Origin of the sequence: Mucilaginibacter sp. (assembly GCF_036383575.1) — a bacterium.
Classification (GTDB): domain Bacteria; phylum Bacteroidota; class Bacteroidia; order Sphingobacteriales; family Sphingobacteriaceae; genus Mucilaginibacter.
Window position 1 is genome coordinate 1 of sequence record NZ_DASVOB010000530.1, and the last position, 15000, is coordinate 15000.

The 15000-nt window shown below is 42.6% G+C and carries 13 protein-coding genes; 2 read left to right on the top strand and 11 right to left on the bottom strand.

Translation table 11 applies throughout. The features are described 5' to 3' along the window. Nucleotides 1-1362 (bottom strand): glycoside hydrolase family 30 protein (locus VF500_RS18710; RefSeq protein WP_330861138.1); only part of this gene is annotated, 1362 nt, incomplete at its 3' end. Nucleotides 1363-1638: 276 nt separating this feature from the next. Here VF500_RS18710 and VF500_RS18715 point away from each other — a divergent pair. Further along, nucleotides 1639-2010 (top strand): response regulator, encoded by a 372-nt coding sequence (locus VF500_RS18715; protein WP_121232134.1) that lies wholly within the window; start codon nt 1639-1641, stop codon nt 2008-2010. Between the two features lie 453 nt (nt 2011-2463). Here the strand turns inward: VF500_RS18715 and VF500_RS18720 are convergent, their stop codons facing one another. The 5 genes from VF500_RS18720 to VF500_RS18740 form a co-directional block, all read right to left on the bottom strand. Further along, entirely contained in the window at nt 2464-4041 is a 1578-nt protein-coding gene (locus VF500_RS18720; protein WP_330861139.1) for a M1 family metallopeptidase, read from the bottom strand. A gap of 103 nt (nt 4042-4144) precedes the next feature. After that, entirely contained in the window at nt 4145-5875 is a 1731-nt protein-coding gene (locus VF500_RS18725; protein WP_330861140.1) for an RDD family protein, read from the bottom strand. Between the two features lie 128 nt (nt 5876-6003). After that, nucleotides 6004-7332 (bottom strand): signal recognition particle protein, encoded by a 1329-nt coding sequence (gene ffh, locus VF500_RS18730; protein ID WP_121232742.1) that lies wholly within the window; start codon nt 7330-7332, stop codon nt 6004-6006. A 71-nt stretch (nt 7333-7403) separates the two neighbouring features. Then, entirely contained in the window at nt 7404-8096 is a 693-nt protein-coding gene (locus VF500_RS18735) for a response regulator transcription factor (RefSeq protein ID WP_330861141.1), read from the bottom strand. Then, entirely contained in the window at nt 8084-9592 is a 1509-nt protein-coding gene (locus tag VF500_RS18740; RefSeq protein ID WP_330861142.1) for a HAMP domain-containing sensor histidine kinase, read from the bottom strand. The genes VF500_RS18735 and VF500_RS18740 overlap by 13 nt, the downstream gene beginning before the upstream one ends. 129 nt (nt 9593-9721) lie before the next feature. Here VF500_RS18740 and VF500_RS18745 point away from each other — a divergent pair, with 129 nt between their 5' ends. Next, nucleotides 9722-10924, top strand: a complete 1203-nt coding sequence (locus tag VF500_RS18745; protein ID WP_330861144.1) for a DUF3738 domain-containing protein — start codon at nt 9722-9724, stop codon at nt 10922-10924. 1 nt (nt 10925) lies between these two features. Here VF500_RS18745 and VF500_RS18750 read toward each other — a convergent pair whose 3' ends face one another. The 5 genes from VF500_RS18750 to VF500_RS18770 all read right to left on the bottom strand — a co-directional run. After that, nucleotides 10926-11948, bottom strand: coding sequence for a DUF3078 domain-containing protein (locus VF500_RS18750; protein ID WP_330861145.1), 1023 nt, complete (start codon nt 11946-11948; stop codon nt 10926-10928). Nucleotides 11949-12078: 130 nt separating this feature from the next. Beyond that, nucleotides 12079-12852 (bottom strand): hypothetical protein, encoded by a 774-nt coding sequence (locus VF500_RS18755; RefSeq protein WP_330861146.1) that lies wholly within the window; start codon nt 12850-12852, stop codon nt 12079-12081. A 176-nt stretch (nt 12853-13028) separates the two neighbouring features. After that, nucleotides 13029-13865, bottom strand: coding sequence for a glucosaminidase domain-containing protein (locus tag VF500_RS18760; RefSeq protein ID WP_330861147.1), 837 nt, complete (start codon nt 13863-13865; stop codon nt 13029-13031). Between the two features lie 64 nt (nt 13866-13929). After that, the gene (locus VF500_RS18765) at nt 13930-14469 is read right to left on the bottom strand and encodes a glucosaminidase domain-containing protein (protein WP_330861148.1); all 540 of its coding nucleotides are present in this window, start codon (nt 14467-14469) and stop codon (nt 13930-13932) included. Nucleotides 14470-14472: 3 nt separating this feature from the next. Continuing rightward, the coding region (locus tag VF500_RS18770) for an O-methyltransferase (RefSeq protein WP_330861149.1) at nt 14473-15000 on the bottom strand (528 nt) is incomplete at its 5' end.

The following is a 15000-nucleotide window of genomic DNA, read 5'->3' on the forward strand; positions in this document are numbered from 1 at the left end:
CAATATTTTCCCCTGGTATTTAATGTTGAAATCCTGCGCGCTATCGCCGGCATTGGCTACAATAAGCACTTTTTTGCCATCGGGCGTTTTAAAAGCCACGTTAGGTAAACTATCTGAGCTGTTTGATGCAATACGCACCGAACCCGGGCGAACAAACTTTGAAGCATGCGCAACCGAGTCGTAGGCAATATTTTTCTTCACCTCGTTTTTATCAATGGTAACCGCGCCCTGGCATGAAGGGCAGCCACCTCTGTCGGTATACGGTTTATATTCCGGGTCGGCGGCAAGGTTCCATTCCAGTACATTCCGGCTCCAGTTACGGGTGGCGCCAATGATAAGGCTTTTTACCGGCCACGCAATGTTGATGGTATTTTGATTTTCTGGCTCAACGGTCATCTGTTCGGTAAAGTAGATGTTTTTATCCGGGTGCGCATTGTGCACATCAGTAAGCGCCGAAATATCCCCGCCATACAGGTGAAAGCCTGAGCCGTCCACATATTTACGGGCAGCAGGGTCGTTCAATATCGAGATAGGGTAGTCGGGCCTGTCGGCATTATGATCGTAAACAATGATCTTTGTTTTGATGCCTGCCGCTTTAAACGCCGGACCAAGATTGTTCTTGATAAAGTTGGCTTCATCCGGTGCAACCATCAGCAAGCTGGGGTTATTCCCCGGGTGTAGTGGTTCGTTCTGAATGGTGATGGCATCGATATTGATCCCGTTGGCTTTCATGCCCTGGATGTATTTAACCAGGTATTTAGCATATACCGGGTAGCAATCCGGCTTTAAACGGCCGCCGCGGGTATCGTTATTGGTTTTCATCCATGCCGGTGGGGACCACGGCGAACCCAGGATCTTGATTGCCGGGTTTATAGCAAGGATCTGTTTCATTACCGGGATCACATCAGCCTTGTCCGGGCCAAGGTCAAAGTGCTTTAATGTTGGATCGGTTTGGTCTCCGGGCATATCATCATAAGAGAACACTTTCTCGTTCAGATCGGATGCGCCAATGCTCAGCCTTAAATAACTGATGCCAATATCGTTCCCGGTAACAGCAAAAAGATTTTTAAGTAATGCAGCCCGGCTATCTGCACTCATGCGGATGATATGCATAGCGCTGCCTCCGGTTAATGCAAATCCAAATCCATCTATCGGCTGGTAATGCTGCTTATCATCAACAGTAATCGTAGTACCGCCGGCGTCCCCGGTTTTAAAGGTAAGCGGCTCTTTTTGCTGCTCAAAAAGTACCGACCTATCGGCCTTGGTAAGCCATAAGCTTGCCTTTGTTGTTTGGGCGTTTATTGCAGCGGCCGGACCAAGCAGCAGGGCACCCAATAAAATAGATTTAATTTGCGTGTTCATGAAACAGAATTTACAGGTATATTGTTGGTATAACAGGAATTAATAAGGCTGTATGAAATTGGATAGGTAAAAATATTACTGTTTTCAATATAAAGCCGTAATTAATCGGTTACAAAGTCAATAATTAGGTTTTGTAGTAGTTAAGAAGTGGTCTTTTATGCAGATAATCCGCCTAAAGACGACCTAAAAATCCGTTTAAACGCCGTAAATTTAATTAACAATTTAAAACATTTGGTTTTATGAAAACATGTTTATAAATTCACGTACAACTATCCCATGAATACTTCACACAAAAAGATTGTCATATTTGATGATGATGAGGACATCCTATCTATTTGCAGTTATATTTTAGAGGAACAGGGATGGGAAGTATACACCTTTAGCGATTGCAATAACATTGTTGAAAAGGTTTCGGGTATTTTGCCCGACGTTATCATGATGGATAACTGGATCCCCGATTCGGGCGGGATCATTGCCACGCAAACTCTCAAACAAACAGACGGCCTTAAAGAAATACCGGTAATTTATTTTTCGGCAAATAGCGATATCCAGATCCTGGCCAACCATGCCGGCGCCCAAAGCTATTTAGCCAAGCCTTTTGATCTCGAAGACCTGGAAAAGGTGATCAACAGGGTGATTGCGGCGTAGGTTGGAGAAAGCCAAGAAGAAAAAACTCGGGTTCGTGCGATTCCCCTCTTGAGAGTTCAAGTTAACCAACAAAATCCACCAACCTTAAATTTCAATAGGAGGCGCCTACGGAGCCAAAAAATATGCCCTTTTAAGGCTATAAACATGTGGCCCCGCTGGGGCCGGCAAGGTTTTATAACATAATCAGGTATTAATTAAGGTTTGCTTAAGGACAGGTGCACCAGAGGTGCAAAAGGTTTGTAGCATAAAAAAGTATAGAATACCCTTTACCCCAGAGGGGCAAAACAAAACGCTTTGCTGATCAAAAGACAAAACAACTTTGTGGATTAACTTAAACTCAAAAGGCGGAGGGATATGCTTCTACTTTGATAGCACGCTTGCAGCAGAAACACACCCCTGCTACCACTCGTTCCTTCGCGCCCCCTCTCGAGAGGGGAATTAAACGTCTTTTATCTATTTCTCTTCAAACGAGGCCAGCAGGTTCACATTCGGATCGATCTTAACATCGGCAGGTTTGGCTTTTACTTTAAATTTTGCTGTCGTCGATTTTTCTTTTACCGGTACGGTCAGCAATTGCCCGTCAACAGAAACCTCTAACAACAGATTATAAACATATTCCTGGCTTTGTGTTACGTTTATAGCGATAGTACTGTCTTTTTCATCGTACTTCCAGCTAACAGCCAGGCTGGGGTGCCCGGCAGTGCGCAGCCATTGTGTAAAAAACTGTTTCAAGTCCTTACCGCTGGTCAGCTCCATAACTTTCCTTAAATCGTCAGTATTGGCATTGCTGCCCTGGTATTTGGAATAGTAATTTCTTATACCTTTCCAAAAAATATCATCGCCCAGTTTCCGCCTCAGCATATGCAGCACCCAGCCACCTTTTTCGTAGCTGTTGGCGTTAAGCAACTGCATATACTGTGTTTTAACGGCAGTATCAACAACCGGGGTCAATCGTTTCTTTTCAAAATCAAGTACCTTTTTACGGTCGGCTTTTAAACGCGTTTTTAATGTATCAGCGCCATATTTATTTTCGAGGTAGAGATTGGTCATGTAAGTAGCGAAACCCTCGCTTAACCAAAGGTGACCGAAGCTTTTTTCGCTTGCTCCGTCGCCAAACCATTGGTGGGCAATCTCGTGCGCCATCAGCTCTTCTATCTCCGGACTTTTAACCGATTCTTCAAAGTAGAATATGGCGCTGGCATTTTCCATACCGCCAAAAATGGTTTTTGATTGTACATTGGCCAGTTTCTCATAGCTATAAGGGCCAACATTTTTTATGAAGTAGGGGAGAATATTTTTAGCCACTGCATAACTTTTAAACCCGGTCTCCTTACTTTCCGGAAACACATAGGTAAAAACCGGGATGCCATTAACATCCCCCGGGCGATCGACAGCAAATTCGGCTACGCCGATAACCATCACCTTAGTTGGCAGCGCAACAGTTTCAACCCAATGGGTAAGCTTAAGGTTTCCGTCGAGCTGTTTTTCTTCGGTTTGCAAACCGTTTGATACCACCTGGTAATGATCGGGTGCAGTTACAATAAAATCAACCGGCGCTTTGTCGGCAATATTATCAACGCAGGGCAGCCAGTTATGGGCCCGGTTAGGCCAGTTATCACCAAAAAAAGTCCGGTGACCAAAAGCATTGGTTGAGATGATCAAGCCATCGGCCGGGATGCCGCTGTAGCTTATGGTATAATCGCGTGTATTTCCTTTGTACGCGCGGGTATTGATCTTTAATTGTTCATCATCCTGAGTAAATTTTACCGGTTTTCCATTTTCAGTTACTGCAGATACCAGCATTCCCTTGCCTTCCGCATTCTTTTTTACCAGATCGAGGTTAAAACCCTCCGCACCGTTCAAAAACTTTACCGAAACCGTGGCTTTTCCTTCTATGTTATTGTCGGCATCATTCAATTTAATATCAAACGTATAATGTTTAACATCAATCGGCGCACCGGGAACCTGGGCAAATGCCGGTATGGCAAAAAAAGTGGGTAATGATAAAAGAACTAAAAATATCCTGCGCATATGCTTCCTTCAGTTTGTAATAAACACAACAAAGCTAACAAAAACGCGCGCCAGAAAGGAAAGCAGCATTACATATTAAACGCTTAAACAAATATTTTCTGCTTTATTTTAATCTTGTTAGTATCCGTTGAGTTTCCTTACAATTGCCGCTTACCTGGTAAACCTGTTCGCGGCCTAAAGTATCACGTACGGTTAAATTTATTTTGAAATCGTTTCCTCCATCTATTTTACCGGTTATTTCAAAAAGGGAGCCAAAGCTATCATATCCCCTTCCCGATAAGTGTATTGGAGGCATAGTGCTGAACTTGATATCGCCTTCTTCTGCAGTGATGTTGGTAACATCAACCGGCCAGCCAACACTCTTTAAACCTATATTGATATAGTGATCGCCCCAGCCGCCTCTGTCACTAAGTTTAATATTAGCCTGATAATACCTGTCTATACTGCCTATAGAGTAAGGCCTGTCGTTTACAGATAGTGCCTTGCTTGCGTCAAAACCCTCATCGTGAGGGGGACATACAGCGTCACGTAATGCACGCTTGCTAAACGACACCTTTTTGTAGATATCCTTATCTTTAAACATTTCGTATATCCTTTCTATCTCAGGCGGCGTGTTTTTCTTTCCTTCGGGTAATGGTATAACTGAAAAAGTTACATCATTACCCGAAACCTTTTCCACTTTCAGCAGTGCTTCCGGATCGCCGTAGTAATAGGAGCCAAGGCTCCTCAATTCAAAAAAATCCTGAGTGTTGATATTTTCAAGCTTATTCAACATATCATCTTTTACCCGCTGCTTTTCGGCTTCATTACCTTTACGGTATTTATAGGCATTATATTCCTGAGATCCCCAATAACCACCAGCCCAGAGCAAAAGGCCAGCCGGAATAATCAGAAAATAATTAGCCCCGTTAACTCCGGTACGTTTTTCTTTGATAACCACAGTATCCGAAATACGATCATGCCAACCGCTGGGCATCAATAAAAATGAGAGGCTTTCAAAAGGAATAAAACGCGACAGTGTCCGCTTTAAAATAGTCCAAAAGTCAGGCTTGTTTCCATCACCGGAAATAACATATGTTTCGGTCAGATATTTTGCCGGTGTGGCGCCCATAAACAATTCAAAGGGTACGTAATACAACAGGCGGCAAACGGCAATAACAATTACAAGGGCAAGCTTTTCACCAACAATGCCCTGAAGTTTCATTAATATGTTGTTATGAAGATCGCTGTAAATGACCGACTCGATCAGTAGCGAAAAAAGTAATATTCCTATGATCCCGTCGAGAAGCAGGTTCATTAAACGCTGCCCTTTCGAAGCGAAAACGTAGCTCGTTTCTACCTGTTCGCCATACCGGTATTCCTGGATCTCCGGTTCTTTCTTTTTGTTGAAATGGGCAAGCATATTCCAGGACAGCCAGATCCAGGCCATCCTTGCCAACATATACAGCAGATAAAACAGGATCGATTTATCATATCTAAGCATCCAGGCACCGGTAAATAACCCGCTAATAGCATAAAGCAAAAAGAGCGCTTTATGAAACATAATCAGCGCAAACCCCAACCTTGGCAACCTCGTTTCCCTGCCTTTTGAGGTAACCAGCAATATGGCACCCAATAAAAGCAGAAAATAAAATATCCAGTTGAAGACGTTGATGTTTGAAATGCCACTGTACCTTAGGGTTAGCCAGCTAAGGTTTAATGAACTGATCAAACTTGATATTGAAGCAATAAAGTAATTATAACCTACATTGTATATTTCAGACAAAAAACCCAAAATAGGTACTACAAAACATATAATTACCACACTGGTTGCAGAGAGCTGCTTTTTTAGCATAAGGTTAAAGTTTATATTCCTTAAAAGTACCAACAAATAATGACGGGATAAGAGCTAAAAATAAAAAAGCACCCTGATCTATGACCAGAGCGCTTTTTATAATGCGCAATTGAGCGCTTAATAAGTTTTTACATCTTCGGCATCCGGCGCATCATGTTGGCCATGGCGGCAGGGTTGCTCATTTGCTTCATCACCTTTTTCATATCATCAAACTGCTTCATGAGGCGGTTAACTTCCTGCAAATCGGTACCCGAACCTTTGGCTATACGGCTGCGGCGGCTTTGATTAATTGTTTCAGGGTTTTCCTTTTCAAATGGGGTCATCGACTGAATGATGGCCTCGATAGCTTTAAACGCGTTATCATCAACCTCAACATCCTTCATCATTTTGCCTACGCCCGGAATCATGCCCATCAGATCCTTCATGTTACCCATTTTCTTGATCTGCTGGATCTGGCTGTAAAAGTCGTTAAAGTCGAACTTGTTTTTGCGGATCTTCTTCTGTAACTCGGCGGCTTCTTTCTCGTCGAACTGCTGCTGCGCACGCTCAACCAATGATACCACGTCGCCCATGCCCAGGATCCTTGATGCCATACGATCAGGGTGGAAAACGTCAAGCGCTTCCATCTTTTCGCCGGTACCAATAAATTTGATAGGCTTGTTAACAACCGATTTAATAGATAACGCCGCACCACCGCGGGTATCACCATCCAGTTTGGTCAATACTACACCGGTAAAGTCAAGGCGGTCATTAAACACTTTGGCGGTATTCACGGCATCCTGACCGGTCATCGAGTCGACCACAAACAGGATCTCGTGTGGTTTTACGGCATCTTTTACCTGCTCAATCTCCACCATCATGGCCTCGTCAATAGCTAAACGGCCCGCAGTATCAATGATCACTACGTTATTTCCGTTTTGCTTAGCCTGGGCTATACCTTCGCGGGCAATAGCAACCGGGTCTTTTGAGTCGCGATTGGCATAAACAGGGATGCCTATCTGCTGGCCTAACACCTCCAGCTGGTCAATAGCCGCAGGGCGGTAAATATCGTCAGCAACCAGTAAAGGCTTTTTGTTACGTTGTGTTTTTAAGTAGTTGGCAAGCTTACCGGTAAAGGTTGTTTTACCCGCACCGTTCAAACCAGCAATGAGGATGATGGTAGGTGTGGCCGGAAAAGTCAGATCGGCAGTGGTACCGCCCATTAACTCCGTAAGCTCATCATTCATGAGCTTGGTAAGCAACTGACCTGGCGAAATGGATGTTAATACATTATTACCAAGCGCCTTTTGCCTCACATCATCGGTAAATGCTTTGGCTGTTTTATAGTTAACGTCGGCATCAAGAAGGGCCTTGCGGATCTCCTTCATGGTTTCGGCCACGTTTATTTCTGTAATAGTTCCCTGACCCTTCAGGACCTTGAACGCCCTGTCGAGTTTATCCGAAAGATTTTCAAACATTATATTAAAAAACTTTAATCTTTTTTATAAGAATGCAAAGGTATGATTTTGAACTATATTAACTCAATTACTTAGTAGATTAACTTGTAGCCACGGCCACGGATGTTAAGGATGCTTACCGATGGGTCGTCTTTTAAGTAGCGCCGCAATTTGGTAATAAATACATCAAGGCTCCTGCCACTAAAATAATCGTTGTTTTGCCAAAGGCTTAACAATAGCTCATCACGATTAAGCAGCTGGTTTTTATTCATGATCAACAGGTTAAGGATCTCGCTTTCACGAGTGGTAAGCGCACGGCTGCCGCCTTCAAAATTAAGCTCCCCCTGCGGATAATAAAACCGGTACCGGCCCATTTCAGTTACACCTGCAGCTTTATTTATCACCAGCCGGTTTTTACTCAGCAAAACCCTGATCCGGACAATGAGTTCCTCCAAACTAAATGGCTTTTTTAAATAATCGTTCCCACCGCTCTCAAAACCCTCAACCACATCTTGCGGAAGTGACCTGGAGGTTAAAAAAATGATGGATAAATCTGTATCAACATTCCTGATCTGCCGGGCAAAATCAAACCCGCTTCCATCTGGAAGCATTACATCAAGCACAATAATATCAGGTTTATTGTTGTAATAAACCACTTTTGCGCCGGCAACAGTATCGGCATGAACCACTTCAAAACCACGCGATTGCAGGCTTTCCTGCACAATTTCGGCCAGCACAGGTTCGTCTTCAACCAGTAAAACTTTAACGCTGCTTATAACGGCCATGCCAAACTAAATATCGTCCCCTTACCTGGTTCGCTTTCTATTTTGCACCAACCCTTGTGCCGCTCCACTATGCTTTTTACATAGTTTAACCCAAGGCCATGCCCCTTTACCTTGTGCAAGTTTCCGGATGGTACCCGGTAAAACTTTTCAAATACCATTGGCAGGTCGGCAGCGGCTATTCCTATTCCGTTATCCTTTATCATTAGAATTAAAAAGTCACTTTTTATGTCAACACTTACTTGTAATTGAACTTTGCCGCCCGAATACTTAAGCGCGTTATCAACTATATTATTAACCGCATGTTCAAAATACAGATCGTCGGCCATTATAGTGTTTATCCCTGTGTTGTTTATATAGTCCCAATTAATCTCTTTTCCGGATAACGCAACCGTACAGGTTAACAGTTCGTTTATTTTAGCGTCGATATCAATAGGTTCGGGTTTTATATTAAAATCCAGGCTTTCGTACATTGAAATGCTCAATACCTTATCAACCAGGCCGGCAAGTTTTTCGAGTTCGCTTTTTGAATGAGAGAGATAGCGCCGGGCTTTTTCAGGATCATCAAGCACCCCGAAACCGGTCAATGCTTCAATTGCAGCCGAAGCGGTGGCAATCGGCGTTTTAAATTCATGGGTAATATTACTGATGAAATCGTTTTTGATGGCTGATAACCTCTTTTCTCTAAATAAGGTATGCAATAAGTATATAAGACTAAAAGCCACCAATGCAATAAGCAACAGCGAACCGGCAAACATAAGCCCCATGCGCCCAACAATGTAAGAAAACGGATTACTGAACATTGCCCTTACATATTGTTCTTTCCCTGATTGCTTGTAGGTGGGATATGCTTTTGTAACGATAGGATAATGAGAAAGCAGTTTTTCACTAAAATGGCTCCGGTTCATTGTGCTGTCGGCTTCGCGCAAATAAAAGTGAAAGGGGATGTCGATATTTCTGTCCTTCAGATAATGTATAAGCACAGGCCTTAGCCGTGTGGTGTCAAAATCATATTTATTAACGTTATCAACCATGAAGCCGCCGAGGTTCTGGGTACGATAGTAAACCACGTGATTTTGCAGGTCCTCGGTGCGCAAGGTGTAAGCAAAACGCCTGGCAATTGTCCATTTAAAGGCAGTATCCCCTGGCATTAATGCCTTATTAACGCCGCGGAAGCTTAATGCCGACGATGAAAATTTTTGCCCCGGCTTATGAGCATTTGCGATGGTAAAAATGTGTTTCCCTTGTATTGTATCAAACAGGCTTGTAATCCTAAACTCTGTTGTATCCATCAACCGTTTGGCAATTAATTGCTGTATAGTATCGCAACGAAGACTAAACTCTTTTTTCAACGCATCCTCAAAAGCCATGTTCACCTCTTTTTCAAAAGTGGCCTGGTTTACGGCATAGTAGTTTTTCACCCAGTAAAATTGCAGCAGTAAAACCATCGCTATGGCAATGGCGCACACTACAATAACAAAGCGGGTACTCTTCGGCATAATCAAATGTAAAACATCGGCATTAAATATACCCGGCCATTAACATAATATAACGTTAGTTAACCTGCCTGATAACACGGTTTTATTTTCATACACACCACTTTTACAGGTATAAAACCTGTACCCAACATGAAAAAATTATTTGTTGTTATTTTATCAGCCTGTTGCTTTTCGGCATCGGCCCAGCAAACTTTAAAAACCGGCGATGCTATCCCGGCTATTGTAATAAGCCCGGTGATCAACGCCCCGGTAGCCCAGATAAACCTCAAAAGCCCCACCAGGACACCATTTTACATTTTAAATTTTTGGGGCACCTGGTGCAGCCCCTGCATCCCCGAAATGGATGCTTTGGCTAAACTGCAAAAAGCAAACGAAGGAAAAATCCAGGTGATTGCCATTTCCAACGAACCGGTTGAACGGCTAAAAAAATATTTAATAAAAAAGCCTTCGGCCCTATGGCTGGCCAGCGACACCTCTTTCTTTTTATACAAAGCATTAGGGTTTTCGTATGTTGGCCAAAGTGCTATCATCAACAGCAAACACCGGTTGGTAGCACTTGTTAAAACCGATTCCGTAAATCAGCGGCTTATCAATTACCTTTTAGCCGGTAAAGCAATTATTTCCTCTGCCGAAGTAAAAGAGGTTCCTGTAAACAACAACAAAGACGTTTTTGGTGTAGATAGTACTATTTCCGAAAGCTTTACGCTTCGCGGTTATATGAAAGGACAACAAAGCATGGGCAGGCGTTATCTTAATGCGCCATACGAGGGCAGAAGAATAAGTTACGTTAATGTTTGTGCCGACGTTTTATATAAAGATGCTTTTGACATTACCTCATCTAAACAGATCGTTTACGAGATCAATGAAAAAGAAACATGCGATTTCGATGATAAAAACTCCCTTTATTGTTTTGATCTGTTGGTTAAACCCGAAGATAAGGATAGCCTTAACAGCATCATGCAAAAAAAGCTGATCACTTCCCTTCCCATAAAGGCCCGGGTAACCGAAAAATTAATCCCGGTTTACGTTCTCAAAGTAAACCCCAGCCAAAAATTGGCCTTTCCTGTATCGGCGCAAAACAAATCAACAGTCAGTTTCAGCGGGGAAGGATATGACGGCACTGCTGTTTCGCTTTCAAATTTTGCGAAGTATTACTTAAGTAATGACCTTGATCTGCCGGTTGTGGACGAAACCGGGCTGAAAGAAAAATATGATATTAAAACCACGGTCGATCTGCGTACACAGGAAGGGGTAATACAATCTGTAAACAAGCTCGGCCTTATACTGGATAAGGCCGAACGGAAAATGAAAGTATTAGTATTTTACAAATAAGTTACGGAAACCGGTACAGCATCCCCAACCCAATACCTTCATAGCCCTGGGCTGCGGCGGCGGTGTGTTTATCGTAAAGCAAAGTGCCGTTAACTGTTGCACTGATGAGCCTGTTAACCTTTGCCGATAATACCAAATCGACACGGTGTGTAATAAACTTAGGCGATTGTGCATAGGGGATAAACAATGCGTAACGCGTATTAAGGTGAATGTTTTTGGCAATATCTTTATCAAACAGCGCCACAATCTGGAATGCGAGATCGTTTTTCACAGTATGGCCTACAGGCACACCATAATTATCCTGTTGCTTTCGATGTATGATAGTATCCAAAACAAAAGTTTGCCTGGCGGTACCGGTACCTAAACGCAGATCGAACCAGGGTTTTGGCTTGTACTCAAAACCGACAGATTCGGTTAAATAGCCCGGCGACATGAAGTTAGAAATATAATCCTGGGTAAATGTTCCGTTCCCGTTATCGATATAATTATACCCTTTATCAAACTGCGACTCGAAGGTTAGCGCACCGAAGAAATACCAGCTTTTTGACAATTGAGACGCTACTTTGTTATCAAAATAGATACGGTCTTGCGTTTTACGCTTGCCCTGGCCCTTGTTTTTTGACACACCATAAGTAAGGTTAAGCTCCGATACATAACTGAATGGGGCCTTGTTATATTCAGTATGATAAATAAAATTGGAGCCTAATGCCACTGCACTTACACCACCCGCGGCATAATTGCTGCTGAATGCCGATTGGCTAAAGTTTAACCCAAAGGTGACGGCTTTTTTCCAGTAGTTTACTTTATAGTCGAGCATGGTAACAGGTACCATTTCGCGCTGGATCTGTATGGGACGAACCCGGGTGGGGATGGCATTTTTGCGGGAATTGATCCGGTATTTATTGAGTACTGCTGTGTCTATTTTAACAGTATCTTTTTTCAGGGTATCGGTTTGTGCTTTCGCTGAAAAAACACACGTGACTGATAATGCGAGTATTAGTAATCCCGGTTTTGTTTTTAACATAGTAAACAAATTAAAGCAAAAATCTCCTTTTTTACCTACAATAAACAAAAATGTTGCCCCAGGGTTTAATCAGGCTGACAAGTTTTGGCCAAAAATATTGGAATTTTAGGATATTAAAATGAACCTTTTATTAAGATTTAGATATACTGTCACGACCAAGATCTCTCTTGCTGTCTTCGGGTGTAATAAGGGGTGTAAGGGAATATGGCCGTTTTTTATACTTTAAAAAACGATTGAGGTTGGTTTTAATGGAGGCTATAAATTCATAGTCGCTGGCGGTTTTCACCAAATAATAGCCGGGCCGGTACCGGATCATGAAATCGGTAAGCTGCTGATCTTTTAAATTGGTTATAGCGCCAACATATGTTCGGTTAAAGCGATAGTCGATAACGTTTTGCTGGTAATCTTTTTCAATGGTTTCGCGCAGATGGGCGGCATTGCGGCCGCTGCGGCTAAATAAGTTATAAAGCGCATCGATACTTAAACCAGCTCCTCCTGGCCCAAAGCTCAACAAATCGCGGTTATTGAGCGGCCCGAAGATCTTGGTATAATCATTTTTAGTTGCGGCCAGGCGCTTTAGCGGGTTAAGCAGGGTATCGTGTACAATAACCTCTTTAAGCTGTATTGCCGAGCGTTTCATATAAACGGCAAGTGATTCCCCATTTTGCACTTTCAACGTATCAGGATGATGATCGAACTTGGTAAAAACAAGCACATCCCCGGGTTGGGCTTCTATCTTGAACTCCCCCTTAAAAGTATTGTAAATGGATTTGCCGGAAGTGATATTTTGTACGTTTACTTTGGCTATGCGGTCTTTGCTGTCTTTATCGAACACAACCCCGTCAACCGTTTTTTGCTGGGCAAAAACCTTTACTGCGGGCAGTGCAAAACATATCAAAAACATCCACAACTTCATTGAGGAGGCAAAAATACGTGTTACACAGCGGGTGATCATACAATTTAACAACAATTAACTTTTCGAGGACAGAACCAAGATATCAGGAGTCAAGAATCAAGATATATTTAGAAAAACTTTCTTCCTGTCTTGATTCTTGACTCTTGTAGTCTTGAATCTATTCCTCACTTCACGACGACAAGCTTCTGGCCAATTTTAATGCCATTGTCGCTCATACTGTTTAACGCTTTCAGGTCGTCGACAGTTATTCCAAAACGTTTAGATATGTTGTATAGTGTATCCCCCTGTTTAACGGTGTAGATCTTATCGTCGGGCGGGGTTTTGGAAAGGGTATCTTGCGCGGGTTTATTGATGTTATTATTGATCTGGGCCAATACGCGGTCTTCCCGTTTAATTTTAGCTATTTCACCTTCAGGACGGTCATATTGGGCAAGGTTGTACTTTTCGATGATATTGATCAGCAATTGCGGATAATTGGGATTAGTTGCATATCCGGCTCTTTTTAAGCCGAAAGCCCAGCCTTTATAATCATCCTTATCCAGCTCAAAAAGCTTGGCGTAATTTTTACGTTTTAAAAAGTTGGAGTGGTCACGGAAAGAATCTTCCGGGTTATCATAAACACGAAAGCAATCGTTCACGTTGTCATCATCTTTATAATAGCTTTTACCCGTCCAGTCGCTGGTGCATTTTATGCCGAAGTGGTTATTGGCGTATTTAGCCAGATCACTGCTGCCCGCGCCTGATTCAAACAAACCCTGACCAAGGGTAATACTGGCCGGGATGCCATACTGGTTCATTTCCTGTATGGCTATGGCCTTAAAGCGTTCAATATATTCTAACGAAGTGTATGATTTGTAATTGGCAACAGCATCCTTATTTGCTTTTTGGATGCTATTGTTATTCCGCCGGGCATCGCGGTTTGATACGGTCGACGTTTTTTTACGGGCAGAGCACGAACTAAAGCAGGCGACAGCAATAAACAGGTATATAATTTTTCGCATTATGCTTAAATCTTATTGAGTGGCATATAAATAGGGGCCAAATTAAGATTTATAAACGTAAATATTATTGTTTAGTTGTCGCGTCGGCTAATTGAGTTTGGGTTGCCGGATTTTCATCAAGCTCGTTAAGGTCATATTTATTAATAATACCTAATACCTGCGCGGCCCATTTGCGGCTACCTGCATAACCGGCACGTTGAATGCCTTTTGCCCATCCTTTATAATCATAATGGGTAAGCGCGTCGGCCAGGTGACTGAACTGTTTGCGCTCGGTCATGATGCGGGCAAAATCCTGGAATGAGTCAAAAACCGAATCGTAACGTTTATATGAAGTGCGAACTTTTTTGTTGTGTTTGGTATAAACTACGGTGTTGTAACCTTTTACTCCAAATTGATTATTAAGGTTTTGTGCTATTGTGCTGTTGCCGCAACCAGATTCGTGCATGGCCACACCTAAAACGATGCTTGCCGGGATCCCGGTTTCGTGCATGATGCGAATGGCATCATCTTTGAATTTATCAATGTAGGATAATGAGGTATTTTTCTGTGCTGAAGCAGCTAATGTTGAGATCAACAGTGTTGTAATCAGTAAGATTTTCTTCATAATTTATTTTTTTCTGATAACCAGCAGCCCGTCGCGTACCGGCAGGATCAATTTTTCTATCCTGCTATCAACAGCTATCTGGTCATTTAGTTTGCGAATTCCTTGTGTATCGGCATCTTTTTCGGGGCCATACACCTTTCCTTTCCACAAAACATTGTCAATTATTATTAATCCTCCGGATCTGACTTTGTCAAAAACTAATTCAAAGTAAGTATAATTATTCTTTTTATCCGCATCTATAAACACCAAATCGAAAATATCTTCCTGTAAATCAGCAATAATAGCCTCTGCCGGCCCAAAATGCAGCTTTATTTTATTTTCAACATTTGTTAGTTTAAGGTGTGAAGTGATGATCTCCTCCATTTCGCGATTAACTTCAATGGTATGGAGGATGCCATCTTCGGCCAAACCTTCGGCCAGGCAAATAGCCGAGTAGCCCGTGTAGGTACCTATCTCCAGGATGCGTTTAGGCTGCACCATTTTACTCAAAAAACTCAGCAGCCTGCCCTGGTAATGTCCCGATAGCATGTT

Bases quoted from the DNA above. Each gene is read 5' to 3' on its own strand.
- VF500_RS18760 (WP_330861147.1), bottom strand. From the start codon at position 13,865: ATGCGAAAAATTATATACCTGTTTATTGCTGTCGCCTGCTTTAGTTCG.
- VF500_RS18745 (WP_330861144.1), top strand. From the start codon at position 9,722: ATGAAAAAATTATTTGTTGTTATTTTATCAGCCTGTTGCTTTTCGGCA.
- VF500_RS18740 (WP_330861142.1), bottom strand. From the start codon at position 9,592: ATGCCGAAGAGTACCCGCTTTGTTATTGTAGTGTGCGCCATTGCCATA.
- VF500_RS18735 (WP_330861141.1), bottom strand. From the start codon at position 8,096: ATGGCCGTTATAAGCAGCGTTAAAGTTTTACTGGTTGAAGACGAACCT.
- VF500_RS18715 (WP_121232134.1), top strand. From the start codon at position 1,639: ATGAATACTTCACACAAAAAGATTGTCATATTTGATGATGATGAGGAC.
- ffh (WP_121232742.1), bottom strand. From the start codon at position 7,332: ATGTTTGAAAATCTTTCGGATAAACTCGACAGGGCGTTCAAGGTCCTG.
- VF500_RS18765 (WP_330861148.1), bottom strand. From the start codon at position 14,469: ATGAAGAAAATCTTACTGATTACAACACTGTTGATCTCAACATTAGCT.
- VF500_RS18720 (WP_330861139.1), bottom strand. From the start codon at position 4,041: ATGCGCAGGATATTTTTAGTTCTTTTATCATTACCCACTTTTTTTGCC.
- VF500_RS18755 (WP_330861146.1), bottom strand. From the start codon at position 12,852: ATGTTTTTGATATGTTTTGCACTGCCCGCAGTAAAGGTTTTTGCCCAG.
- VF500_RS18725 (WP_330861140.1), bottom strand. From the start codon at position 5,875: ATGCTAAAAAAGCAGCTCTCTGCAACCAGTGTGGTAATTATATGTTTT.
- VF500_RS18750 (WP_330861145.1), bottom strand. From the start codon at position 11,948: ATGTTAAAAACAAAACCGGGATTACTAATACTCGCATTATCAGTCACG.